This window comes from Okeania sp. SIO1H4, from assembly GCF_010672695.1.
In the GTDB taxonomy this organism is placed as follows: domain Bacteria; phylum Cyanobacteriota; class Cyanobacteriia; order Cyanobacteriales; family Microcoleaceae; genus Okeania; species Okeania hirsuta.
Map to the genome: position 1 here is coordinate 84,808 of NZ_JAAHGB010000008.1, position 25,892 is coordinate 110,699.

Below are 25,892 nucleotides of genomic sequence, written 5' to 3' on the forward strand. Positions count from 1 at the left end.
TTTATAAGTATTCAAGCGCAGATGATATATGTGAGGTACATAAGTCGTGGACAAAATGCCCACACCACAAAAATTCAAACTCCGTCCTTAAGGGCGAGGTCTTACAATATTTGTACTTCATATACTTGCAATTTACAGTAATTTAAGAAATGGTAACTTTCTACATATATTCCAACAAAACTCTGACTAAAGCAATCTTAATCATAACTGATTATACGAATATGATATTTTTTAAAGGAGAGAACAGGAAATAGGGAAAAATCATCAATCTGTTTGATAAACCAGACTTTGTATAATCTCTCTTTCTCATAACTATAAACAAGATTTTTTTTATTGATAACGCACTTATTCAAACTTGATACAAATTCTAGGGTAGCAAGGTTAAAATAATTGAAAATTTTAACCTTATATGAAATACAAAAAATAATACTACAATTATTTCACAAAACCTCAATAAATAAGTTGAGCGAGAGAATAAAAGATAAATTTTATCTGAAATACAAGTAATTATGCTATTTTAGCATTCCCCCATTTCCACATCTCTCTATCTCCCGATCAATTGCCTGTAGCAAACATTCACCTATTTCATATTATATAGTCAAAAATTTGCTCAATTCCGACATAATGACATAATAGTTAATAACACAAAATATTCTAGGAATTCAATGGGTATATCTATAGAAGTTGACAACACAACCTTTGCCACCGAAGTATTAAAAAATTCCCACAAAAAACCTATTTTAGTAGACTTTTACGCTACTTGGTGTGGTCCGTGTAAAATGCTTAAACCAATCTTAGAAAAGTTGGTTCAAGAATATGACTTTATCTTAGCTAAAGTGGATGTCGATCATAATCCCGAATTAGCTCAAACTTATGGTGTAGAGGGAGTACCAGATGTTAAAATTGTAACTCAAGGAGAAGTTAAACCAGGTTTTGTAGGAGTTCTATCAGAGCCAAAACTACGAAATTTTCTAGGTGAACTTAACCTAAAATCAGAACTAGAAACAGAATTAGAAACACTGCGAAATTTGACAAAATCTGGTGAATTAAAACAAGCAAAAAATCTTTTAGACCAGCTTTTTCAAAAATATCCTCGTAACATTAGCTTAATCATAGAAGCTGCAAAATTTTTAGTCAGCTTAAATCGATTAGAAGAAGCTCAAAAACTAATAGAAACTATTGGAGAAAATAACCGAGAGTTTTATCCCCAAATACAAGCAGTAAAAGGACTAATTCACTTTAAACAAGAAGTAGAAAATCCTGGTGATAGTGAACTAGATAAAATGTATGCTCAAGCTTGTAGCTTAACACTATCAGCTAACTATGAAGAAGCACTAAAATTATTTTTAGATATAGTCACCAGAAATCGTAAATATAAAAATGACGGCGCACGCAAAGCAATGCTGGCAATATTTAATATCTTAGGAGATGATAACTCTACCAGTAAAGAATATCGAAAGCAGCTATTATTAAACCTGTACTAAAAGTAGTTATTTTAACTAGCTATCAGCTATTAGCGCTTCAGCTATTAGCCTAAAAATTTGTGCATATAATTAGGGTTTGCTGATTAAATCTAAAAACACTGACATATAAAAGTAAGTGCCTTTTTGGAGCGAAAAAAAGTGCCAACTTTTCAGCTTGAGTGACCAAAAAGTCAGGATAAAAGGCAGATAAGCACAGAAAGATACAGGTACAATTATTCCTCCTACTTTCTCAGCTCTCCCCACCCTCCCCACATTCCCCTCCTGGGAGGGGTTAGGGGTGGGTCCCCACACTCTGCTTTTTTCAGCAAACCCTAATTATTGCTCTGCTGATTAATTCTCAAAGTATTGATAAATAAAGGTATTAGCCTTTTTGGGGTTCAAAAAAGTGCCAGCTTTTCGGTGCCAACAGCTGCAAAAAGCTAGTATTTTGGGCTGACTATGGTAGAAAAATCACTCTTACAATTCTTACTCCTACCTCCTCGCTCATTCCCTGTTCTTCCTGTCTCCTGTTTCCTGTCTCCTGTCTCCTGTCTCCTACTAAAAGACTTTTTCAGCAAACCCTAATTAGGTATCTGTTTGCAGAGCTGACCGCTGAACTGCTGAATTGCTGTTTGCGCAGCATTCCGCCAGAAAACGCTTTTTAAACTCCCATTGGCAGGACTAAACCTTCGCGGGCCATAACTGCCTGGGGAAAAGCTGTTTTGACTTTTTTTGCTATTTCATCGAGAAAATCATCACTGTGAGTAGGTTCATGGTGAAAAATTACCACCCGCTTCACTTCAGCCGCTTTAGCTACTTTGATTGCTTCCTGCCAAGTCGAATGTCCCCAACCTACCTTAGAAGACTTGGGATTATGATACTCATCATCAGTGTACATAGCATCATAGATTAATAGGTCAGCATTGCGGGCTAAATTTACCACACTTTCATCCAAGCGATCGGGAAAATGTTCTGTATCAGAACAATAAACTACCGTCCGTCCATTCCATGTCACTCTATATCCCATTGCTGTATTAGGATGATTCAGAGAACCAGTCTCAATCTCAATATCATCCAGCATCATTTTTTCCCCATGCTGAAGCTCATAAAAACGTAAGTCAGCCTGGATACCATTTAAAGGAATAGGAGAGTTATAATGTAGAACCCTTTGTATAAAATGCTTTCTCATTGACTCCCCTTCTGGAGGTATAGCTCCGTAGATATGAAAACTATTTCCTTGGGTAAAAGCAGGAGTAAATAAAGGGAAACCTTGAATATGATCCCAGTGATAATGAGTAAAAAACATATAAGCTTCTACTGGCATTTCCTGCATCATTTCCTCGCCTAATTCTCGTAGACCAGTGCCACCATCAAATATCAGCCGCTTACCAGCTATTTGCATTTCTATGCAGGAAGTATTTCCACCATATCTAATAGTATCTTTTCCTGGAGTAGGAACACTACCTCGTACACCCCAGAACTTCACTAAAAAATCTCCCATTTGTTCAGACATCTTCGAGAAATCAACATTATCTTTAGTTAGCACTTCAGAAGAAAGTTTAGTTTCCATATGAATTTTCTTTTAGCAGTTTCCACTTTATGAATTTAAAGATTTCTGGATTTTTAGGAAATTGAACTAGAGACAGAAAATATAGCAGCTTGCTTTTCTATAAGTTGTTAATTATTGCCAATTCAAAAAATTAAATTGTCCAACTTTAATAATTAACCAATCTGCAAAGCACTATTTATAGGATTACAAGAATTGCTGGCGTTGCTGAATAAATGTATGATTTCACAGGAGTTAGGAGCTAGGAGTCAGGAGTCAGTAGGTAGAAAAGAGTTGTTCGGTGACTAAATAGGTATAATTTGCAATATTGTTTTTGCTTAAAATTTACCCAAAGTTGAATTTCATACCTCAAATCAGCAACACCGAATTGGTTAAGACATTTTTCAATCCTGTTTCCTGATGGATTCCACAGGGAAAAACCCTTTTACAGTTAGCTATTCCCTATTCCCTATTCCCTAGCGCGTAGCGCCATATATTTCAAACTCTCACATTGTCCATGATGGCGCAATAAATGATCGCATAGCACAATGGCTACCATTGCTTCTACCATAGGTACAGCTCTAGGTAAAACGCAAGGGTCATGTCTTCCTTTCGCTGCTAACAATGTCTCTTCACCTACACGACTAACAGTACGCTGCTCTTTACGAATTGTAGCAGTTGGTTTAAATGCTGCCCGCAACACAATATTTTCTCCATTAGAAATTCCTCCCTGTACCCCTCCAGAACGATTAGTCACAGTCCGAATTTCCCCTTGCTCATCTGTATAAAATTCATCATTATGCTCGCTACCTGTGAGAGTAGTACCTGCAAAACCAGAACCAATTTCAAATCCTTTGCTCGCTGGCAAGGACATTACACCCTTAGCTAAATCTGCTTCTAATTTATCAAATACAGGAGAACCAAGACCTTTCGGGACATTCCTGGCCACACATTCAACCACACCTCCCAGAGAATCTCCCACATCCCGTATTTGTTCTACTAATTCAATCATTCTGTCTGCACATTCAGTATCTGGACAACGGACAATATTACTTTCCACTTGTTCTATAGTCACTGTTTCTAGATCGACAATGGCCTCTAAATTTTTGATGCGCTTCACATAGCCAACAATTTCCACACCAGAATATTGTTTGAGAATTTTTTTAGCGATCGCCCCAGCAGCAACGCGTCCAATAGTTTCTCTAGCTGAAGACCGTCCCCCACCTTGCCAGTTCCTAATACCATACTTAGCATCATAAGTTGCATCAGCATGAGATGGACGGTATTTACTAGCCATCTCCTGATAATCTTGTGGACGAGCATCCTTATTTCTCACCAAAATCATCATTGGCGTACCCAAAGTTTGACCTTCAAATACTCCAGACAGTATTTCACAAATATCTGTTTCTTTGCGAGGTGTAGTAATTTTGCTTTGCCCTGGACGCCTACGGTCTAACTCATATTGAATTTCTGCAACATCTATTTCTAGTTGAGGAGGGCAACCATCAATTATAACTCCTACTCCTCCTCCGTGGGATTCACCAAATGTTGTTACCCGAAATAGATGTCCAAATGTGTTGCCCATGAAACTCAAACTACAATAAAGAATTAAGACCTCTATTTTAACCTGTTTTCTTTAAATAAAGCACTCAGCGATCGGCAAATACTTTGCTCTGTCAAGAGTTTTTGAGGTGTAGGACTATGGAGAAAAAGTTTAAAGAATCACATCAGGGGTCAGCAACGAGAGCGAAACGATATTGTGGCGATTGAAAATCTCAATATTAAGGGTTTAGTTCGGACAGATTGGCTAAGTCAATTAATGACGTAAGTTGGTCTATGTTTCTAGAATTTCTAGAATGTTTCTGTCAAAAAAATGACAGAAAATTAATAGCTGTTAACTGCTCAACTAAACCTACTCAAAGGTCTGAAAGCCTAGTCATTCTTAGTGGGTCAAGCACTACAAGGCTAAACGGCAAACCCTTTATTCCCTGGTCAAAAACATCAGGAATTACTTTACCCTAGTATTAAGAGGCCAGTTAAAATTGGCAGTAATCTCCCGTTAAATTTTGATAATGATAACGAGAGAGTATTAATCACCTTCTAAAAATCTAGACAATCCTAGACATCCTCTTCATCACTGAGTAAGAGTAATTTTCCGCCTCACCTGTCCATAAGCCTACTGGCGCGCGAAGGTTGGTTAATGTTCCGATCAAACACATTGAGTTTAGGATTCCCTCTGGGGTTTTCGTCCTTATGAAAAGTCGAGTGTCAAACAGTCCATAATTGTTGCTAGAATACTCTGTTTTTAGCATACATATGTAATAATAACACAGATTAATGGCGTAAAAACATAGACATTTTGTAGATATTTGTCTTGGATAGTCCATGTTTTTAAGCTTTAGCAAACAAAAGTATAACTATATCAATCTATAATAACATAAGTTTATATATATTAATAAATCAATAATAGTTAATTAACCTTAATCTTCGTGTTCATCAAAAGGGTCTCTCAACTCCTTAGCGGGAGGTCCAAAAGCCGTATAAATTGAAAAGCTAGTAATGGCCACAACCATTACACCTATAGAGATACTAAGAACTGTTGCAGGTTCCATATAATTCATTAAAATTATGAGTGTTATACATATACAATATTACAAAAGATTAAAAAATTCTGCTGAATTATAGATTACATAGAAACTTATGGCACAAAGAACTGGATTAGGAGACCTGCTCAAACCTTTAAACTCTGAATATGGTAAAGTATCTCCCGGTTGGGGAACTACACTATTAATGGCCGTTTTTATAGGCTTATTCTTTGTCTTCTTGTTGATTATTCTCCAAATCTACAACTCTTCGTTGTTGTTAGAGAATGTTGATGTGGACTGGGCTAGCCTCACCAAATAAGATGAATTAAAGAGTAGGGCTAAGAAATTCAATTAATTAAAATTTCTCCAGCCCTAGCTATATCCTTAGTAATAATCTCAGATAAGTTTTAGGAGTAAAAAACAAGATGAATATTTTTGGTATTGGTCTGCCTGAAATGATTGTAATTTTAGTCGTAGCTCTTTTGATATTCGGTCCAAAGAAACTACCAGAAATTGGTCGTAGTTTAGGGCAAGCGATAAATAGTTTTAAAGCAGGAGCTAAAGAGTTTGAAAATGAGTTTAAACGAGAGGCAAAACAGTTAGAAGAAGGGTCTCAAGTTAGTCAGTATGCACCTGAATCAGATTCAGAAAAAGTAGTAACTGTTTCTTCTCCTACAGAGACAAGTCAGAAAAGCTAGTTGATAAAAGTAGAGAAAAATTTAACCTGAGCCAATCCAAAAAAAGATAATATTTTTGACGATTTAATTTTAATTCTTAACGTAATGAAAGAGGTGGCATCAGGGCAAAATTTAGTGATTCCTCAATTAATTGTAGGTTTGGGAAATCCAGAGCAAAAATACGAAAGAACTAGACACAATATAGGATTTGCGGCAGTTGATAGTATAGCCAATATGTGGCATACTTCTCTATCGGAAAACCGAAAATTTAAAGCAGAATTTGGAGAAGGCAGAGGTATAAAATCCGATAAAATTTATTTGCTCAAACCCTTGACTTATATGAATAAGTCGGGACAAGCAATTCGTACCGTGTTAGATTGGTATAAATTGCCACAAAATTCGGTGCTAATTATATATGATGATATGGATTTGCCAATGGGACGACTGCGACTACGGTTATCTGGGTCTGCTGGTGGCCATAATGGGATGAAGTCAGCGATCGCTCATTTAGGGACTCAAAAATTTCCTCGTTTGCGAATAGGTATAGGTAAGCCAAAGAATGCTGCTGCTGAAAGTAGAGATCCAAATACTATTGGTCATGTTTTAGGAAAGTTTAGCCCAGAGGAAAGTCAATTAATGACTCAAGTGCTGAAATTAGTTGTAGAAGCTGTAGAGCTTTCTTTGAGACAAGGAATAGAAAAAGCAATGAGTCTCTATAATAGTCGTAGTGTTAGCTTACCAGAAGATTAATTTACTATTTAAGCAAGTATTTAAAAGTGCCTTGATTTATATAGATGAGTGTATTATCTGAATTTAACTAGCTATAAGCTTTTAGCATTTGCGTACCGGAATGCGGAGCTAACAGCTATCCTCTTGCTGAGGAACTACGTTAACAGCTTTTAGCAGCTCGGGTTAAAATCCCCGAGAACTCACCATTGCGCCAGATGGTTTAGGAAGGGTTGAAATCCTATTATCGCACGTTCAAAAAAATAATCTTGCTGACTGCTGACCGCTTCTTGAAAATTTTGACTTTAATAAAATATAAAGTGTGACTTTTCACTATTAATGAGTTATAAAGGTTTACCAGAAACTACTGCTTATGTCAGAGTAACTCGTCAGTCTTGGCAAAAAGGCATTATCGAAGGAGAAGTAAGTGCTGGGTCTTTTAATTGGCATTTTAAATGGGGTTTTCGCCATAAAAAAACTCTTTCCATTCGCCCTTCTCAAGGACGTGCTTTAATTCAAGAACCTTTAGGTAGGTTTCTAGAAAAATGGGATTATCAACTAGAAGCTGGTGGGGATTATTATTTTACAATTAAAGCCAAATTTTAGATATTAATTAGATTAGATGGGAGATTTTAGTTGAAAATGTAGATTAACTGTCGAAAAGCAACTAATAATTTAAAATCTAAGTATTTATAAGTATTGATAGCTTAAAATCCACACAAAAAAGCAAAAAATTATAACTATTGAAATGAAATTATTCCAGCCTTTGACCTACTACCTAAAACCTACCACATAATATCAAATCCGGTTAAATACTTAATTATATAGTTGGGAGAGATGGGGAGGTGGGGAGGTAGTCCGATTTAATATTGGAGTGTGGATAGAATTATAAATATATACTGTATAACCGGATTCTATATAAAACCTTCTTTCTTCAGAAATGAAATTATTCCAGTCTTTAAACTACCACCTAAAACCTTCTTCAAACCTAAAACCTTCTTCAAAAAAAACTTATGAGTAAATTTGTATTTATAACTGGTGGAGTAGTTTCCAGTATTGGTAAAGGAATTGTAGCAGCAAGCTTAGGCCGTTTGCTCAAATCACGGGATTATTCCGTATCTATTCTGAAATTAGACCCCTATATCAATGTAGACCCAGGTACCATGAGTCCCTTCCAACATGGAGAAGTATTTGTCACAGAAGATGGGGCAGAAACAGACCTAGACTTGGGTCACTACGAACGATTTACAGATACCTCCATGTCTCGCCTAAATAGTGTTACCCAGGGTTCAATCTACCAAGCAGTCATCAATAAAGAAAGACGAGGCGATTACAAAGGAAGCACAGTTCAAGTTATTCCTCATATTACCAATGAAATAAAAGAGCGGGTACATAGAGTTGCCAAAAATGCTAATCCAGATGTAGTAATTACAGAAATTGGGGGGACTGTAGGAGATATTGAATCTCAGCCCTTTTTAGAAGCTATTCGGCAATTTCGTAAAGATGTGGGACGAAATCATGTGTTATATATTCATGTTACCCTAGTCCCTTGGATTGCAGCGGCAGGGGAGATGAAAACTAAGCCCACTCAACATTCAGTCAAAGAGTTGCGCTCTATTGGTATTCAGCCAGATATTCTAGTCTGTCGATGCGATCGCCAACTGAGCAACAACTTAAAAGAAAAAATGTCTGAATTCTGTGATGTACCTGTAGCATCCGTAATTACATCAAAAGATGCCGAAAGTATTTATGAAGTACCTCTAATGTTAGAAACAGAAGGACTAGCGGTGCAAGCTCTAGAATTATTAAATATGGAGCAACGCCAGCCAAATCTTGGTAAGTGGCAAACTTTGGTCAATCGTCTTTATCATCGGGACAATCCTGAAATAGAGACAAACAATGTCCAATCATCTACTGCTACAACTATTGAAATTGCCATAGTAGGTAAATATATTCAACTGAGCGATGCTTATTTATCAGTGGTAGAGGCATTACGCCATGCTGCAATAGCTATTGGTGTGGACTTAAATCTGCGTTGGGTCAGTTCTGAAGATGTAGAGGCCAAAGGAGCAAAGACCTACCTGGAAAAGGTGAATGGAATTATTGTTCCGGGAGGTTTTGGAGTGAGAGGTATTGATGGAAAAATAGCTGCTATTCAATATTCTCGGTTGCAAAACATTCCTTTTTTGGGGTTATGTCTGGGAATGCAATGTGCGGTAATTGAGTGGGCACGGAATATAGCAAAATTGGAATGTGCCCATAGTGCGGAGTTTGACCCTGAAACACCAAACCCAGTGATTAATTTGTTACCCGAACAACAAGATGTAGTGGACTTGGGCGGTACTATGCGACTGGGACTTTATCCTTGCCGTCTTCAAACTGATACATTAGCATTTCAGACTTATCAGCAAGAGGTGATTTATGAACGTCATCGTCATAGATATGAATTTAATAATGCTTACCGGAACTTGTTGTTAGAAACAGGATATGTTATTAGTGGAGCTTCTCCGGATGGTAGGTTAGTAGAAATTATTGAACTTCCCACTCATCCTTTCTTTATTGCTACACAATTTCATCCAGAGTTTCAATCTCGACCTAGCACTCCTCACCCTCTATTTCATAGCTTTTTTAAAGCTGCTAGTTCACAAGAAAAATGTTATGATTTGTCTGTAAATAATGTTGAAGTCACCCAAGATAATGTAGTTAGTACAGGTTCTATCCTAAGTGCTGACTAGATTATTAGTTACTAAAATTTTTTTATTATTGTTTGTTATCTAGTTTAATTTCCCTATCTTAGGCGATTACTAATAATCTTAAATACAGCATTAAACATTGTTATATTTTCTAATATTAATCGCTGATAGTTATCTTAGATATTTGAAACTTTTAGTAGTGGTAAACTTCTTGATTTAAAAAATAAATCTTTTTCATTGAGTGAACCTATCCCAGTAATAATATTTTTGCTAAAAACCCTAAATATTTTGAGAGTTAAAAACAAAAAATTAAACTTTTAAAACACATTTTACTTAAACAAATAAGCCTGTTAAAAATAGTGGGATAGGTTTATTGAGTAGTAATTTACCAGATCGAGGATAACTCAATAGTGTCCATCGGACTTTTAGAGTAACTTGCACTAATTTGGAGAAATGCAAGAAATCAAAGCTTTGAGGGGGTCATGTGGCCTACTGGATTAAAATAGATTATGAAAGAAGTAAATACTTGATCGACCTCGATCATATTACTGCTTTTTCTTGTCAGCCAAATAAACGACTAACTTTTTGGTTGCCAAATAGCAGTCAGCCAATTATATTAAATAAGCAAAGTTGCGAACATGACTATCAGCTAGTCATAAAATATATTACAGAAAAGATTGAGATAAACTGTCTCACTAATGATGAATGTTGGGTACATATTATTTACGATCGCCATGAATGGTTTATAAATTTGAATTGTATTACTACATTTGCTTCTGAACCTAATGGTCGTATAACTTTTTGGCTACCAGATAGTACAAAAGATATTATTATTAGTCCCAATATCGATCCGGAAGCTTATGAAAAGGTTGTGGAATTTATCACAAAAGTAACAGGGTATTCTTTACCTTGAAGAAGGAAGAGGGAAGAAGGAAGAAGGAAGACGGTCTAATACCAATTACCAAAAGTTATGGTATACTTAGGTAGCACTTCAATTATTAAGCAATTAACACTAGCGTTATACCTTTTTGATAGTTGTCACGGTATTTAGCATTAATTAGGGTTTGCTGAATAAAGTTTTTTGCTATGGGTAGGAGTCAGAAGTCAGGAGTCAGGAGAAACGGGGAATTTAGAGGAGGTAGAAGTAAGAATTTCCCTCAATTTTTTTGTCCTTGATTTGCCCAAAATGCTAACTTTTTTGTAATCTCAGAAGGCTAAAGTCTTGGGGTTGCACATTATGGAATGATATTGCCAAAAATTGGTTTAGATTTTGACTAAAAATAACCATTAATTAATCATTCTAGCAATTGATTAATCCACAATCCAATTCAATCAAAAATATCAAATCATTCGTCACTGTGCAACGCCGAAAAATTAACAGACAAATATATCCGACTACTTTCTAATTAAATTCTATTCTCCGCTCCTCCTAGCAACTCTCTACTCCACTCCTGGGAGGAGTTAGGGTTGGGTGTCCCACACTTCTTTGACATCAAAGGTAAAAACCCTTAGTAAGCACTTCCCCACTCCCTCTTTTGTAGGAGATGTCTAATTATTATGCAAACTTGCCCAAGCTAATTTAGCAGCTCCTACAATACCAGCATGATTACCTAATTTAGCCGTTAATAATTTTAAGCCTAAACGAGAACTCAACAAAACTCGTCTCTCAATTTCTGCTTTAGCTACAGGCAAAAAAAGTTCTGCACCAGCACTCACTCCCCCTCCAATAATTACAGCTTCTGGTGTCAAGATATAAATCAAACTTGCCAAACCTGCACCCAAAAGTCTGCCATAATATTCCCAGAATTCTAGGGCAAATTTGTCTCCAGTTTGAGCCAAATTTGCTAACTCCAATGGTTCTTTACCAGTAGCTCGACGAATTGCCTGAACAGAAACATATTGTTCTAGAGACCCACTATTACCACTGTTACACTCTGGCCCGTCCGGGTTCACAGTAATTAACCCTAACTCTCCCGCAGCACCTAAATGACCTACAAACAATTGACCATCTAAAATAATTGCTCCCCCAACACCAGTACCCAGAGTAAGCATAATCATATTTTTAAACGAACGACCTGCCCCTAGCCAAGATTCTCCTAAACCAGCACAATTAGCATCATTAGCCAAAACTACTGCTAAACCTGTCTTTTCCTCCAAACACTCAGCCAAGGGAACATTTTGCCAATCTGTCAAATTAATTGCTACTTTAGATATTCTACCTTGGACATCAGTAGGGCCAGGTACTCCAATACCTATTGCTTGAATAACTGCTGAGTTATCTGGTTGAGATTTAGCTACAGATAAATCAAGTGGATTAACACTATAATTGTTGAGTGAAGAATTAGATCTTAAACCAGAGTTCGCAGAGCGTTGCAATAACAAAATTGCTTCTACCATCACATCAACTACTGCTTTTGGGGTTGCAGGTTGAGGAGTTGGCACATTTAAAAATTGATGACAAACTCCATCTTTGTCAAAACGCCCCAGTTTAATTGCCGTTCCCCCTATATCAATACCTATTACCTGAATATTCATGTTAGTTAGTCTGTGTTTAGCTGTCACACAACGCACGTTAACGCTTTCCTAGGTTATGAAGGGCGCAAACGGGATATGTAAAGCGTAGCATTGCCTCAACAAAACAAGAAACTTCATCAGGAAATTGGGTACAGTTATCCTTGTTTTGAAGTTCCCGTTATCATCCCATATAATTTGTCCCCTTCGGGGGAGCTACCCTTACGGTAGAACAGTTATAATAGAGCTGCGTAGTTTTACTTTAGCAATAATATTAAGTATTGCAAGGGCTAGAGCAAAACTACAAACAAAAACTTTATTATTGCTAATTAAGCGGACATGATATCAGATTCAACGGCAGAGAACTTCACTTAAAATCTTTCAACACTAGAATTAAATATAGGTTCAACCCGGATAGCAATTATAGCAGAGGGACGAACAACCATATATTCTCCTTGAATAGTCTTAATTGGCACATTTACAAACTCTGGAGAATCATGCTTTGGAACTATAACGCCACTGTACCAAGTTTGAAATTCTTTAAGAGTCAGAAAACGTACTTCTTCGCGAGCGCCACCTTGTAAAATCAGGTGTATGGCAAATTCATCAGGGTTTCTAGGCATATCTTTATCAGTTATCAGTTACCAATTATCAGTTATTAGTTATCAGTACCTACTACTAAAGCAGAGGGACTATATCTAATAGGGATTAACTGCCATTAACCCCTACAGGTGGTTTATATTTTCATATTTTGCGTAACTCCCGATCCTTTTAAAAGGAAGGAAAGGTCTGAGACCTTATTTCTTGGACAAAAGTTAAAAATATTAATTCCGACTTCTATTAAGTCAGATTAATTAATCATCATATAGGAGGATTATATAATTAATTAAATTAACAATTAATCATTCCCTATTCTTTTTTTCAGAGTATTTAAAACTCATCATTTAAATGCCCAAATATAAAATTGGTCTGTATATCATAACACTACAACTATACTCACCCTTAAAATACTGTGAATTAACCCTTAATTGTCAAACAAATAAATATAAATCTATGCCGCGTCGCCAAGATATACGCAAAATTCTACTTGTTGGTTCTGGTCCGATTGTAATTGGCCAAGCTTGTGAATTTGATTATAGTGGTACACAAGCTTGTAAAGCTCTTAGAGAAGAAGGATTTGAGGTTGTGCTGGTCAACTCCAATCCAGCTACAATTATGACAGACCCAGAAATTGCCGAATGTACTTACATCGAACCCCTGACTCCTGAACTTGTAGAAAAAGTCATTGCCAAAGAACGACCAGATGCTCTCCTACCCACAATGGGCGGTCAGACAGCTTTAAATATATCAGTATCTTTGGCCAAAAATGGTACTTTAGCTAAGTATGGTGTTGAGTTAATCGGGGCTAAACTACCAGCAATTGAAATGGCCGAAGACCGACTGCTATTCAAGGAAGCAATGGCTCGAATTGGTATTCCGGTTTGTCCATCGGGTATTGCTAGCAACTGGGAAGAGGCAAAAGCGATCGCTAATGAAATTGGTACTTATCCCCTAATTATTCGCCCTGCTTTCACACTGGGAGGGACAGGAGGAGGTATTGCTTACAATCAGGAAGAATACGAAGTAATGGCACAAGCAGGGATAGATGCTAGTCCAGTATCTCAAATCCTAGTGGAAAAATCGTTGATTGGTTGGAAAGAATATGAATTGGAGGTAATGCGAGACTTAGCAGATAATGTAGTAATTATCTGTTCGATCGAAAATATTGACCCGATGGGTGTACATACTGGAGACTCAATCACTGTTGCTCCAGCTCAAACGTTAACGGATAAGGAATATCAACGACTGCGAGATGCTTCGATTAAAATTATCCGGGAAATAGGGGTGGAAACTGGGGGTTCCAATATTCAATTTGCAGTCAACCCAGTAAATGGAGATGTGATTGTGATTGAAATGAACCCACGGGTGAGTCGCTCTTCAGCTTTGGCGTCAAAAGCTACTGGTTTTCCTATTGCTAAAATGGCAGCAAAATTAGCAGTGGGTTACACCTTAGATGAAATTCCTAATGATATTACTAAAAAGACACCAGCTAGTTTTGAACCAACTATAGATTATGTTGTCACGAAAATTCCTAGGTTTGCTTTTGAGAAATTTCCCGGTTCCCAAGCAGTGCTGACTACTCAAATGAAGTCGGTGGGAGAAGCAATGGCAATAGGTAGGACATTCCAGGAGTCGTTTCAGAAAGCATTGCGGTCTTTGGAAACAGGTAGGGCAGGTTTTGGTAGCGATCGCTGGGAAAAGTTACCCAGTTTAGAACAAGTACGCTCCGGGTTACGCACACCTAACCCAGAGAGAATGTTTACAGTACGTCATGCTTTGTTACTGGGAATGACTGTAGAAGAAATATATGAGTTGACGGGAATTGATATTTGGTTTCTGGATAAGATGCGGGAGTTGACCGATACAGAAAAATTGATTAAGCGCACTCCGCTCAACGAATTAACAAAAGAGCAGATGTGGGATATTAAACGGCAAGGTTTTAGCGATAGCCAAATTGCATATTGTAGTAAGACTGATGAGTATGAGGTCAGAAGTTATCGGTTGAGTTTGGGTATTAAACCTGCTTATAAAACGGTGGATACTTGTGCAGCAGAATTTGAAGCACTGACACCTTACTATTATTCTACTTATGAAGAAGAGTCAGAAGTTTTGCCTTCTGAAAAACGGAAAGTAATGATTCTGGGAGGGGGACCTAACCGCATTGGTCAGGGAATAGAATTTGATTATTGTTGTTGTCATGCTAGTTATGCTCTGGGAGAAGATGGGTTTGAAACAATTATGGTTAACTCTAATCCCGAAACTGTTTCGACTGACTATGATACGAGCGATCGCCTTTATTTTGAACCTTTAACTAAAGAAGATGTACTAAATATTATTGAGGCGGAAAACCCGGAAGGAATTATCGTTCAGTTTGGCGGACAAACACCTCTGAAGTTAGCGGTTCCTCTGCAAAAATATTTAGAGCAAACAGAAACTAAAACAAAAATTTGGGGCACTTCCCCAGACTCTATCGATACCGCAGAAGACCGAGAAAGGTTTGAGCAGATTTTGCGAGATTTAGATATTCGTCAAGCTGCTAACGGTCTCGCCCGCAGTTTTGAGGATGCGCTGGAGGTGGCACAGAAAATAGGTTATCCGGTAGTGGTACGACCATCCTATGTGTTGGGAGGCAGGGCGATGGAAATTGTCTATTCGGACCAAGAGTTAGAGCGTTATATGAAGTTTGCAGTACAAGTGGAACCGGAACATCCGATTTTGATTGACAAGTTCCTAGAAAATGCGATTGAAGTGGATGTGGATGCCATTGCAGATAGTACAGGTCAGGTAGTTATTGGTGGAATAATGGAGCATATTGAGGAAGCAGGTATTCACTCTGGTGACTCTGCTTGTTCTATTCCTTATCAAACTTTAGCTCCTGCTGCAGTGGAAACAATTCGTAAATGGACTGTTGCTCTGGCAAAAGCATTGAATGTTATCGGGTTAATGAATATTCAGTTTGCGGTGCAAGGGGAAACAGTATATATTTTGGAGGCAAACCCCCGTGCGTCGCGAACAGTACCTTTTGTGTCTAAGGCAATAGGAACACCCTTGGCAAAAATGGCATCGCGAGTCATGTCTGGAAAAAAGTTAGAGGAATTGGGTTTTGTGGAGGAACAGATACCCGAACACGTTTCTGTGAAAGAGGCGGTGTTACCGTTTGCGAAATTCCCCGGTACAGACACAATATTAGGACCGGAAATGCGCTCTACTGGGGAGGCGATGGGTATTGATGTTGACTTTGGTAAAGCGTTTGCTAAAGCACAGTTATCCGCAGGGCAAAAATTGCCTTTGGAGGGAACAGTGTTTGTGTCAATGAGCGATCGGCATAAAGAAGCAGTTGTACCAGTAGTTAAGGATTTGATTGAGTTGGGTTTGAAAGTGATAGCTACTGAGGGAACTCGGAAGGTATTGTGTTTGCATGGTTTGGATGTGGGATTGATGTTGAAGTTGCATGAAGGACGACCTAATGTTTTGGATGGGATTAAAAATGGAGAAATTCAGTTGATTATCACGACTCCTTCTGGGGAGGAAGCGCGTGCTGATGGGATTAAAATTCGGCGGAGTTCGTTAGATTATAAAGTGCCATTAATTACGACTATTGCGGGGGCGAAAGCAACGGCGGCGGCGATTCGAGCGTTGAAGTCGGGAGCGTTGGAAGTGAAGGCGATGCAGGATTATTATTGAAGAAGGAGTCAGCATACAGGAGTCAGGAGTCAGAATGAAAGAAGGAGTCAGCATACAGGAGTTAGGAGACAGTAGTATAACCTAACCCCCCAACCCCCTTCCCTTGTAGGGAAGGGGGAGAATATTCCAAAAGCAGGAGAGGGGTTGGGGGAGAGGTCTTAATTTTACAACCAACAGTCAACCCCGTAGGGATGTTTCATGGAACGTCCCTACATTTTTCAAAAAGATTCTTATAAAAAAGTAGTGGTACTTAGACATTTTATGGTCTAAAAATGGCTTATAGTCAGTCTAGATCAGGGAATTTTGAGCCTATTTTCTACTTCTGTTTTGTGTAAGTCTCACTAATTATAGCAATGTGCGCTGGCATATTTACAAATTACAAGAGGTTTCCAATAGCTAAAAGTCTTGTATTATCGGTCTTTTATTCCCCCTGTTGCCTGTTGCCTGTTGCCTGCGCACAGCGCTATATTTGTGCCTACCTATTTCATTAACTTTAGCTAACAGTTAACTAATAAAGAGGGAGCAAAGTTTAATTTATCACCCCCTCAACTTTTTACTTCCCTTTGCGATCGCTACTTTCATGCCACAAAGTTGCTATAAATTGAAAATTTCCGTAGTAACGCACCTAGCGATCGCTCTGTTAATCTACAACTCCAAATAAAATTCCACTATCTTGAGAATATTTTTTATACAAAGTTTTATTATATCACTTCCAGCCTTTTTAGATGTACTAACCAATAAAAATTTCTATAATTTATCTGAAGCCGTAATAAGACTATTATTTAAGCATAATATCCGGAAAACTTAGTCTAGCTTAATCAAAACTTTATAAGTACTGTTGCCATAGCTATACACCTCAAGCCTTTATCTAGTAGTTAATTCCACTAATTTTAACTACTAAAAACACCGTAGATGAAATTAAAGATTCTGTAAAATTAGACAAAAAGGGTTGCGAAAATTTCGGGGGGGGGGGTAGATTAATGTTGTAGGCAATAAATCTTAACTCAGGAAATTTAATCATGTTGAAAAAGCTTTCAAATGTTAAACAACTATCAGTAGCCACAGCAACAGTAGGCTTAATGACTTTAGGTGCCACTGTCGCTCATACCCAAGCGGCTAATGCTGCTGCCATTATTAGTAATGGAGTTATTCAAATTGGAGTTAACGATGAGGGACATTTGAATATACCTGGAGGTACTCCTTCTAGTGGAGTAGGAACAACAACTGTCGGTTTACGATTTCTTCCTACCGGTGCAGAATTTACTGCCCCTGGTTTGATAGCTGAGGGGTGGGGTGTTGCTGATGCTGCATCTGGTCTCACTGGTTATGCTAACGTTGATATTGATGGTGTTCAAAACCTGGATTTAGTAAGTTTTACTGCTACTTCAACTACAGCTACTTCAGTAGTATCAATTGATGATGTTTTTCTAGTCACTCATGATTACAAACCTTCTAGCGAAACTCCTTTCTTATATGATGTAGAGGTAACTATCGAGAACATTAGTAGTTCTTCAGTGGATGATGTTCGCTATCGGCGCGTTATGGATTGGGACATTGAACCTACTGCTTTTCGTGAATTTGTAACTATTCAAGGAACAGAGGAAGCAACTAATGTACTATTTGCTAGTGATGATGGGTTTGCTAGTGCTAATCCCTTATCTAGCCGATCTTCGAGATTATTCACAGGAGATGCAGTTGATAGTGGTCCTAGCGATCATGGTGCTTTGTTTGATTTTGGATTTGGCTCACTAGGTAGTGGAGATTCCAAGAGCTTTAATATCTTTTATGGAGGTGCATTCACAGAAGTTGAGGCATTGGCAGCATTAGGTGCTGTAGGTGCGGAAGTTTATTCTCTGGGTCAAGCAGATGTGCCAGGAGGAGCTGATATAGGAACTCCTAATACAGCTATCTTTGCTTTCTCTGGAGTTGGTGGTGTCTCTATGACTGAAACTCCTACTGAAACTCCAGAACCTGTTTCTATACTAGCCTTACTAACTTTAGGTGCTTTAGGTACAACTTCCCTGAAACGCAAACAAAAAGAAGAAAAGTAGGTTCACAGGTCTAATTTCTGGCAAACCTACGTCAAATTTAAAACCTAACTTAAGTATATCTCCAAATATTTGATTCTGAGAAGATGCACCCAAAAAATATTAGGTTGTGTCTCTCAACTTTTTCATGTAATATTTTGTCCAGCAAAACAATTGTCATTGCCAGCGACAGCATTTGCAGAGCATTCCGTCAGGAAAGCAATCTCCAGAACTCAGGGATGACTATGCTAAAAACTGCTCCGCTAAATCTTCATAAATCACTATCTGATCGAAATTCATACCAAATCCAATTACTATAGACTACAATATTTTATTGATAAAACCTTAATATATATGAATTTTAGCTTACTTATTTATGGTCTAGGTAAACTGGATTTGGTATCAATCCGTTTTTTTGATTGGTTAACTGAAAACAGGGACATATTTGCCAGTCATAAAGAGAGTTTAGGCTATATTAAAGATCTAAAAATTGTGTAAGTCCCCTCTGAGGGTGACAAGCACTTCAAAACTATTGTTTGATCAGGGTTTCAAGGATATCCATATATCGCCATTAGGACCGCGATTGCCTTCATTTATCGCAAATACATTACCCTGTGCTAACTACTAATAATCATAATATTCACTGGATTGAGTGGAGTAAAGCGAGTTAAATTAGCTATAGGTATAGATCGAGATAACTGTACTTGCAAAAGACGATAATTCCAACTCCGATCGCTCTTTTTTCTTTCCTCTGCCCAACTTAAAGCAGTATGCAAATTTTCCAAACTGGTAAATGCTAATACTATCATTCCTCCAGGTAACATCCTCATCCCACAAACTCCCAGAATCTTCCTAAGTTTACCACTACTACCCCCAATAAAAATTCTATGGGGAGGGCGCAGGTGATGCAAAATATCTGGAGCATTACCATGAATAGAAACTACATTGTTAACCTGAAAGCGACGGCAGTTTTCTTCAATTAAACTTGTTCCAGCAGCAGTTTTTTCAATTGCATATACTGTAGAATCACTAAAAAGGCGGGCAATTTCAACTGAAACAGAGCCACTACCAGCACCAATATCCCAAATAATTTGTCCTGGTTGCAAACCCAACTCAGCCAAAATTAAAACCCGTACTTCCCGTTTCGTCATTAACCCTGGGCGGTCATCGTAAGTAAAAAAATAATTATCTGGTATCCCCAACCAAGGCAAATTAGCTAAATTTACAGATTGATTAGCTAATTTAGATTGACGTAATAATACCACTACATTTAACGGAGCAAATATTTCTTGTTTTGCTTCATCTATAGACCATTGTTGAACTCGTTCATCCTCACTACCTATATTTTCACAGACCCAAAAATGATAGTCAATTGGTAAATCTAAACTTAATAACAAACTAGCGATCGCCTTTGGTGTATGAGTATGGTCTGTTAACACTGCTATTTTCTCAATTCCCTGCTGCAGTGCTTGAATCAACTCATCCATTGAGCGACCATGAACGCTAATTATTTTAGCATCTTGCCAAGGAATTTTAAGGCGACTAAAAGCTAATTGTACCGAACTCAGATGCGGATAAAACCTTAATTTTTCTGGCGGAAAATGAGTTACTAATAGTCGCCCTAAGCCAAAAAATAAAGGGTCTCCTGAAGTTAAAACTACGATACAACTGTTGGGGATATCTAAATGCTGTCGTATTTCTACAATTGTCTCAAGTATATCTTCCAGTACAATAATTTCGGCAGAATGATTAGGGAAATAACGGAGATGGCGATCGCTTCCTACTAACACAGTCGCCCTTTCAACAATTTTCCGCACTGACTCATTTAGTCCAACAACTCCATCTAAACCTATGCCAATAACATTTATACTCACGATAATTTATAGCTATATCAGTAGTCAGTAGTCCGTAGGAATTATATAAAAGGCGCTGCTGAACTCAGGGGTGAATCTTTGCAAAAAAGGTAACACATCTTTGTATACTTCCTTCTTTTTCTAAAACTATAATTCCAATGCGCAAATATGTAACGCCCTCCACACTCCCCACACTAATTCATCCCGCAAATATGCAACGCCATATAAAATACTCCAAATACAATTTTTCAACTCTGCCCTTAAGGACAAGTTACGATCAAAATTCTAACTTATCAAGTCAAAAAATGGCGTTGGTGAATCAACATCAGAATTAAGATATTTGGACTAACCGTAATCAACATCAGAATTATGAATACCCCTTTCATTACTTGCTCCCAAACAACCCGTAAACGAAATAATCTGTAGGGACTTTGAATACAAAGTCCCTACCTATTCCCTATTCCCTATATTATTTCTGGCCTAATTTAATTAGGGCTTGCTGATTAAATCTAAAAGTCTTTATAGATAAAGGTTTTAGCCTTGTTAAGTATCAAAAAGTGCGAGGTTTTAAGTGGTAATAGTTCAAAAATGAGCGAATTTTGGTCAAGATTTGGGCAGAACAATCTTGGGACAATTCTTACTCCTAGCTCCTCACTCATTCCCATTTTTCCTGTCTCCTGTCTCCTGTCTCCTGTCTCCTATCTCCTACACCTAGGAGAAAGACTTTTGAGGGCAAACCCTAATTACAAATCTACAACAGGCCAATCTGGTTGTCGATAATACCGTACCATATTATCAAACTTTCGGAGTTCTCCCCGATGCAATAACATTTCTGAATTGCTTTCCAACCATTGATTATTTAATTCTAAAATCCCATCTCCTACAGCAGCAATATCTAAATCTGATGGAATTTCCCCAAAGTATCCCAAGGTAATATGAGCAGTAAAGTGATATTGCTGTTCAATACCTAGAGCAATGAAATGAGGATTTTGATAAATTGACCGACGTAGTTGTAGAATCTGATCGTAAGAACTTTCATCTTTTGGGACTAGACAAACACCAATAGCTCTAGTCATTACTACTATTCCTAAAACTTGCCAACGCACTTGATGGCCATTTTTGCTAGATAACTCTTGAAGACTTTCAGCAATGCAAGAGCGTAGTTTTTCTTCAAATTGAGGATTACTTTGACTAGCATCTAGAAAGGCACTTTCCCAAATTAAATCAGCTAAGGTTAAATGAAAACTATTGCTAGGTATGGGAATCATTAAATTAGTTCCCAATAGTTCTACCAATAGTTGTTGACATTTTTGCAAATGCTGATAAAATTTATTGTTTTGCGAGTCTTCTTCCCCCGGTGGAGTAATTACCGAATAGCCAGGAAAATTTTTCGCCTCAATTTGGCCATCCAGTTTAGTGAATTTCGGAGACTGTTGGATATATTCCAACTGAGATTTGTAACTTGATAGCAAGGTTGTCTGTGCTACTCGGTTAATGTAGTTCTGATATGTATCGTCCAATCTTAATCGCCCCTTATCAAAAAATAGCTTCTTATGCCAATTTACCTATACTTTGGCGAGGATGAATATTCAATGATGCTAGCAGTTAATGTTTTGCGTGAATCTGTCCTCGATCCTAATTGGGCTAGCTTTAATTATGACAAAATTTTGCCAGCAATAGATGCTGTTCAAACTGGATTGAATCAGGCCATGACTCCTCCTTTTGGTTCTGGTAGTCGTTTTGTCTGGCTAGTCGATACTAATATAACTCAGCATTGTTCACAAAATCTATTGGAGAATTTGGAAAGTACTCTACCTCAGATTCCTGAAACTACTGTTTTATTGTTGACTACGTCCAATAAACCTGATAAAAGACTTAAGTCCACAAAATTGATCCAAAAATGGGCTGAAGTTAAAGATTTCTCTCCTATTCCTCCTTGGAAAACAGAATTATTGGAGCAGCAAGTCAAAGAAATGGCTCAGGAAGTAGGAGTCAAGCTTAATTCTAGTGGGGTTACTTTTTTAGCGGAAGCTTTAGGTAACGATCGCCGACAACTTCATAGTGAGTTGACTAAATTACAGTTATATGTATCTGGAGATTCTGTAGTGGACTTAGAAGTAATTACTGCTCTAGTCGGTTCTCAGACTCAAAGTAGTTTAAAGTTAGCTACAGCAATTCGTTTAGGTGATACAGTTAAAGCTTTGGAGTTAGTGGCAGATTTAATTGCCCACAATGAACATCCATTACGAATAGTGGCTACTCTAGTAGGCCAATTTAGAGTATGGTTTTGGGTAAAACTAATGATAGAGACAGGGGAGCGAGATGAAAAAGCGATCGCTCAAGCTGCGGAAATAGGCAACCCTAAAAGGATATATTTTTTACGACAAGAGGTCAATTCTTTGTCCTTAAATCAATTACAGAAAACCTTACCTTTATTACTAGAGCTAGAAGTAAGTCTCAAGCAAGGAAAAGAGCAAATATCTACACTACAAACTAAAGTAATAGAACTTTGTCAGGTGTTTTCTCAGAAAAATATCTTCAGTAAAAAATCGTAGAACTATTATCGGCTGGGAGTCAAAATTTAGGACATCGGAATTATTATGGCCTTGAAGAAGGAAGAGGTGGATGGGGACTCAAATCCCAACCAATTGTAAACACCGCTCATGAGGTGCGGGGTATTAAACCCAAAATAAAAAGATAATTCAAACACCCCCCATTGGTCTGAGTAAATTCATATAGTTTATTTTCAGGTTTTCCCTCCCCATCATCATTGTTGGAGATATTTATTCAGGAAATATTAAAGCTATTAAATTACCAACAGGAAAAAACCTAGAAAATATTTAACAATTAACGCTAGCATAATTTTTAATCTTTAATGCCCCCTCAAATCACTATTCTTAAAAATTTATAAAATTAATAGGATTCGCATCCCATAATCAGCTAAACTATTCATAAGTTTTCTAATTTATTGACACTAAGTAAAAAAATTAGAGCTTCTATTAAGCATCATAATATGATTTAGACAAATATAACTACAGGTATAGACAGATAAGAAGCAATTTTTAATTATTAGATATTGTTAACAATTGATAATTTCTGCTAATATACAATCCAAGTAGTAGGTTTTCTGATTCTGAAATCATCGGCGATTGGTCAGCCTATAGAAATTAATTTAATTTGTTGTGGAGGAAAATCTGGACGAGCTAAAAATTAGTGGTAATAAGATTGCAGTTAATAGAGTAAAGTCGATGAATTTATAAACTAAGGTTTGAAGAAGGAGACAGGAGACAGGAGACAGGAGACAGGAGGAAAATTACATGGGGATTCGCTCCCCCAAGTAATGCGTGAACACCCCCGTTGACGGTGGGGTATTAAACCCACAAAGAAAATGATAAATCTTTAGAGAGAACGTCAGACCCAAAATTAAGTTAACTTAGTGGAGGCAGTACTCTTTGATATACTCTCCGATCTAAGAGACTGTTTGTAAAGTTTTGTAATATACAATGATTGACCTTTAAACTTTAACAACTCGGTTATTTATCCCAGATTTATAGGCTGAAATACCCAATTTGCCAGGGGTAAAAACACTTCATAATTCTTTACAAACAACCTCTAAAGGTGCGGAGATTCTCCTGAAACCAGAATTCTTGGTTTGCGTTCCGCAAGGCTACGCCAACAACGAGTCTACTTAAATCAAATACCTTGGGGAATCTAATCCAGAGATGGTTCTCTTCCCAAGCGCTTACTCTATTCCAAGAGTCTGTTCCCGTATGCCCTACGGTACAGTTCAAACCTCAAAAAAAACTTTGGTTCTCTTGTACTTGTTGCTTAGAGCTTTTCCATGCATAAGCGTTCCTATGGAAAACCCCATAACTCTTCTCTTGGTCAGCATTCCCTTGCACCTGAGGGCGACGCGGGGTCTGACAGCAATTTTCAAGGTGCTAGTGCGCTACAATTAGTAGTTAAGTTTTTAGAGCGGTTGAATACCTTCCGCTTTCTTAAGCATAGCACAAAGTCCCCCTAAAAGGGGGAGGCTTTATACCCAGGTTTTCGGTAAATCAAGAAGTTCAGAGCCAAAAAGTTTTGGTTTTAGTAATTCACTATAATAATTAAATAATTTTAAGTAAATCAACTATTCGCCCTCCAGCCCAAAGGAGCGCTATTTATGGCATCAAATAATCTGCGGGAACTTGCTAAACAAGGAGATCCAAAAATTATCTCCTCAATTATTAACCACTCACTACAAAAAAAAGGTATTAACGTCCAAGTAACTAGGGACAATGATTGTCTTGAAGTTACACTCGAGTCCGATCAAGTTGCTAATCAACAAGCTCCTCTTGTTGAATTTATTAGAACTGGAATCGTTAAATTGGGAGTTGAATCAATCCACACAGTCAAAGTGTATGGTATTCAGACTGGCGTTCAACAACCAGTCTGGGAAGATAAAATTATTTTAGATACCCCACCAACATCGGATCTACCTGACTTTGAAGAAGAAAGATCGGACTTAGAAGATATTCAGCAACCTATAGATCACTTAGATCAAAAAGAAGTTGAAGCTGACTACGAAACTGAAACAGACGAAGATTATTACCAGGAGGGAGAATACGACGAAGAAACTGAGTATGAAGAAACTGAGTATGAAGAAAATCAAGAGGAAATATCACAGCAACCTCAAGCTCAAAAAAAGAAAACTCCTCTCATTCTGAGAATATTGCTACTATTTTTGTTAGTCTCACTAGCTACTCTTGCTGCATTGCACTTTGGTGGAATATTTCCCTTACCCTTCCTAAGTGAGTCAAAATCAGAAAACACTGAAACTAATGACCCTGACTCATCTCAACCACAAACATCTTCTGAAGATACTGAAACTTCACCATCTCCAAAAACAAATGATTCCGGAACCACTGTTTCAGACCCTTGGTATTTTGCTGTCACAAGTGCCCAAAGTGCTGCTCAAAAAGCCCAGACTGCTCAAACAAAATCTGAATGGAATGCGGTAGCTAATGACTGGCAAAAAGCTGTCGATCTGATGAAAGAAGTGCCAGAGTCTAATCCAAACTACCAAACAGCACAAACAAAAGTTCTCGAGTATCAAAATTATCTAGATGTAGCAAACCAAAAAGCAGCTCGAGCTGCTAATTAGACCTTTTTCATAGAATAGCTAGTGCCGCTACGCGGAAGTCATGCATTCAAAAGTCAAAAGTCAAAAATATTGATTGATAAGGCTTTTAGGATTTTGTAACTGGTTAGTTATTTCTGCCATCCTGCACTAGAGATTAGGAAAAGAATGCGATCGCATTCTTTTTGTTATGTCTGATGATTTTTATCATGTCAGAAACTGCTTCATAAAACTGATACAAAGCGTCACATAACGTAACAAATTGATGTTTACTTCCTGCTTCTACTGAGGCCGTCGGCGGTTACTCATCCACAGGCATTAACGGTCAAGCCAACCCCATCTCTATCGTTCTATAGCTGCTATGAGGGTAGGCACAGATAAGTTATAGATAAAATTAACTTACCA

Annotated in this window: 20 protein-coding genes; 11 read left to right on the forward strand and 9 right to left on the reverse strand. The window is 37.6% G+C overall.

Going from position 1 to position 25,892, the window contains the following annotated elements:
- Positions 1-632: 632 nt before the first annotated feature.
- Positions 633-1,484 carry a tetratricopeptide repeat protein gene (locus tag F6K06_RS09565; RefSeq protein ID WP_282433613.1) on the forward strand — a complete coding sequence of 284 codons (852 nt, stop codon included), beginning with the start codon at positions 633-635 and terminating at the stop codon, positions 1,482-1,484.
- A gap of 69 nt (positions 1,485-1,553) precedes the next feature.
- On the opposite strand, the gene F6K06_RS09570 is transcribed toward F6K06_RS09565, so the two are convergent.
- From F6K06_RS09570 to psbN, 5 genes are all read right to left on the reverse strand, one after another.
- The gene (locus F6K06_RS09570) at positions 1,554-1,775 is read right to left on the reverse strand and encodes a hypothetical protein (RefSeq protein ID WP_287287591.1); all 222 of its coding nucleotides are present in this window, start codon (positions 1,773-1,775) and stop codon (positions 1,554-1,556) included.
- Positions 1,776-1,903: 128 nt separating this feature from the next.
- The gene (locus tag F6K06_RS09575) at positions 1,904-2,041 is read right to left on the reverse strand and encodes a hypothetical protein (protein ID WP_161564954.1); all 138 of its coding nucleotides are present in this window, start codon (positions 2,039-2,041) and stop codon (positions 1,904-1,906) included.
- Between the two features lie 83 nt (positions 2,042-2,124).
- The gene (locus tag F6K06_RS09580; protein ID WP_124154465.1) at positions 2,125-3,033 is read right to left on the reverse strand and encodes an MBL fold metallo-hydrolase; all 909 of its coding nucleotides are present in this window, start codon (positions 3,031-3,033) and stop codon (positions 2,125-2,127) included.
- Between the two features lie 445 nt (positions 3,034-3,478).
- A complete protein-coding gene (gene aroC, locus F6K06_RS09585; protein WP_124146300.1) occupies positions 3,479-4,594 on the reverse strand; it encodes a chorismate synthase in 1,116 nt (371 codons plus the stop codon).
- 895 nt (positions 4,595-5,489) lie between these two features.
- A complete protein-coding gene (psbN, locus tag F6K06_RS09590; protein WP_124146299.1) occupies positions 5,490-5,621 on the reverse strand; it encodes a photosystem II reaction center protein PsbN in 132 nt (43 codons plus the stop codon).
- A gap of 88 nt (positions 5,622-5,709) precedes the next feature.
- Here psbN and psbH point away from each other — a divergent pair, with 88 nt between their 5' ends.
- The 6 genes from psbH (at position 5,710) to F6K06_RS09620 (ending at position 10,603) form a co-directional block, all read left to right on the forward strand.
- On the forward strand, positions 5,710-5,913 hold the full coding sequence (gene psbH, locus F6K06_RS09595; RefSeq protein ID WP_124146298.1) for a photosystem II reaction center phosphoprotein PsbH: 204 nt from the start codon (positions 5,710-5,712) through the stop codon (positions 5,911-5,913).
- A gap of 106 nt (positions 5,914-6,019) precedes the next feature.
- Positions 6,020-6,292, forward strand: a complete 273-nt coding sequence (locus F6K06_RS09600) for a TatA/E family twin arginine-targeting protein translocase (RefSeq protein ID WP_124146297.1) — start codon at positions 6,020-6,022, stop codon at positions 6,290-6,292.
- Between the two features lie 84 nt (positions 6,293-6,376).
- Positions 6,377-7,021: an aminoacyl-tRNA hydrolase gene (pth, locus tag F6K06_RS09605; protein WP_124146296.1), complete on the forward strand. Its 645-nt coding sequence runs from the start codon at positions 6,377-6,379 to the stop codon at positions 7,019-7,021.
- A gap of 315 nt (positions 7,022-7,336) precedes the next feature.
- A complete protein-coding gene (locus tag F6K06_RS09610) occupies positions 7,337-7,603 on the forward strand; it encodes a DUF3146 family protein (RefSeq protein WP_124146295.1) in 267 nt (88 codons plus the stop codon).
- Between the two features lie 407 nt (positions 7,604-8,010).
- Positions 8,011-9,732: a CTP synthase gene (locus tag F6K06_RS09615; RefSeq protein WP_124146294.1), complete on the forward strand. Its 1,722-nt coding sequence runs from the start codon at positions 8,011-8,013 to the stop codon at positions 9,730-9,732.
- Between the two features lie 442 nt (positions 9,733-10,174).
- The gene (locus F6K06_RS09620) at positions 10,175-10,603 is read left to right on the forward strand and encodes a hypothetical protein (protein ID WP_124146293.1); all 429 of its coding nucleotides are present in this window, start codon (positions 10,175-10,177) and stop codon (positions 10,601-10,603) included.
- A gap of 635 nt (positions 10,604-11,238) precedes the next feature.
- On the opposite strand, the gene F6K06_RS09625 is transcribed toward F6K06_RS09620, so the two are convergent.
- Together F6K06_RS09625 and F6K06_RS09630 are read right to left on the reverse strand one after the other, a co-directional pair.
- Complete coding sequence (locus tag F6K06_RS09625) at positions 11,239-12,225, reverse strand: ROK family protein (protein ID WP_124146292.1); 987 nt, start codon at positions 12,223-12,225, stop codon at positions 11,239-11,241.
- 347 nt (positions 12,226-12,572) lie between these two features.
- A complete protein-coding gene (locus F6K06_RS09630) occupies positions 12,573-12,824 on the reverse strand; it encodes a hypothetical protein (RefSeq protein ID WP_124146291.1) in 252 nt (83 codons plus the stop codon).
- A gap of 430 nt (positions 12,825-13,254) precedes the next feature.
- Between F6K06_RS09630 and carB the strand changes: the two genes are divergently transcribed.
- Together carB and F6K06_RS09640 are read left to right on the forward strand one after the other, a co-directional pair.
- On the forward strand, positions 13,255-16,485 hold the full coding sequence (carB, locus tag F6K06_RS09635; protein ID WP_287240029.1) for a carbamoyl-phosphate synthase large subunit: 3,231 nt from the start codon (positions 13,255-13,257) through the stop codon (positions 16,483-16,485).
- Positions 16,486-17,504: 1,019 nt separating this feature from the next.
- Positions 17,505-18,536 carry a PEP-CTERM sorting domain-containing protein gene (locus F6K06_RS09640; protein ID WP_287240031.1) on the forward strand — a complete coding sequence of 344 codons (1,032 nt, stop codon included), beginning with the start codon at positions 17,505-17,507 and terminating at the stop codon, positions 18,534-18,536.
- 593 nt (positions 18,537-19,129) lie between these two features.
- Here the strand turns inward: F6K06_RS09640 and cbiE are convergent.
- Together cbiE and F6K06_RS09650 are read right to left on the reverse strand one after the other, a co-directional pair.
- Positions 19,130-20,386: a precorrin-6y C5,15-methyltransferase (decarboxylating) subunit CbiE gene (gene cbiE, locus F6K06_RS09645; protein ID WP_287240032.1), complete on the reverse strand. Its 1,257-nt coding sequence runs from the start codon at positions 20,384-20,386 to the stop codon at positions 19,130-19,132.
- A gap of 722 nt (positions 20,387-21,108) precedes the next feature.
- Positions 21,109-21,885, reverse strand: coding sequence for a DUF1868 domain-containing protein (locus F6K06_RS09650; RefSeq protein ID WP_287240034.1), 777 nt, complete (start codon positions 21,883-21,885; stop codon positions 21,109-21,111).
- A gap of 33 nt (positions 21,886-21,918) precedes the next feature.
- On the opposite strand from F6K06_RS09650, the gene holA reads away from it, so the two are divergent.
- Together holA and F6K06_RS09660 are read left to right on the forward strand one after the other, a co-directional pair.
- Positions 21,919-22,920, forward strand: coding sequence for a DNA polymerase III subunit delta (gene holA / locus F6K06_RS09655; RefSeq protein WP_287240036.1), 1,002 nt, complete (start codon positions 21,919-21,921; stop codon positions 22,918-22,920).
- Between the two features lie 1,610 nt (positions 22,921-24,530).
- Entirely contained in the window at positions 24,531-25,511 is a 981-nt protein-coding gene (locus F6K06_RS09660; RefSeq protein WP_287245199.1) for a hypothetical protein, read from the forward strand.
- Positions 25,512-25,892 lie beyond the last annotated feature (381 nt).

Bases quoted from the DNA above. Each gene is read 5' to 3' on its own strand.
- F6K06_RS09660 (WP_287245199.1), top strand. From the start codon at position 24,531: ATGGCATCAAATAATCTGCGGGAACTTGCTAAACAAGGAGATCCAAAA.
- psbN (WP_124146299.1), bottom strand. From the start codon at position 5,621: ATGGAACCTGCAACAGTTCTTAGTATCTCTATAGGTGTAATGGTTGTG.
- pth (WP_124146296.1), top strand. From the start codon at position 6,377: ATGAAAGAGGTGGCATCAGGGCAAAATTTAGTGATTCCTCAATTAATT.
- F6K06_RS09600 (WP_124146297.1), top strand. From the start codon at position 6,020: ATGAATATTTTTGGTATTGGTCTGCCTGAAATGATTGTAATTTTAGTC.
- psbH (WP_124146298.1), top strand. From the start codon at position 5,710: ATGGCACAAAGAACTGGATTAGGAGACCTGCTCAAACCTTTAAACTCT.
- F6K06_RS09630 (WP_124146291.1), bottom strand. From the start codon at position 12,824: ATGCCTAGAAACCCTGATGAATTTGCCATACACCTGATTTTACAAGGT.
- carB (WP_287240029.1), top strand. From the start codon at position 13,255: ATGCCGCGTCGCCAAGATATACGCAAAATTCTACTTGTTGGTTCTGGT.
- holA (WP_287240036.1), top strand. From the start codon at position 21,919: ATGCCAATTTACCTATACTTTGGCGAGGATGAATATTCAATGATGCTA.
- F6K06_RS09615 (WP_124146294.1), top strand. From the start codon at position 8,011: ATGAGTAAATTTGTATTTATAACTGGTGGAGTAGTTTCCAGTATTGGT.
- F6K06_RS09640 (WP_287240031.1), top strand. From the start codon at position 17,505: ATGTTGAAAAAGCTTTCAAATGTTAAACAACTATCAGTAGCCACAGCA.
- F6K06_RS09625 (WP_124146292.1), bottom strand. From the start codon at position 12,225: ATGAATATTCAGGTAATAGGTATTGATATAGGGGGAACGGCAATTAAA.
- aroC (WP_124146300.1), bottom strand. From the start codon at position 4,594: ATGGGCAACACATTTGGACATCTATTTCGGGTAACAACATTTGGTGAA.
- F6K06_RS09610 (WP_124146295.1), top strand. From the start codon at position 7,337: ATGAGTTATAAAGGTTTACCAGAAACTACTGCTTATGTCAGAGTAACT.
- F6K06_RS09580 (WP_124154465.1), bottom strand. From the start codon at position 3,033: ATGGAAACTAAACTTTCTTCTGAAGTGCTAACTAAAGATAATGTTGAT.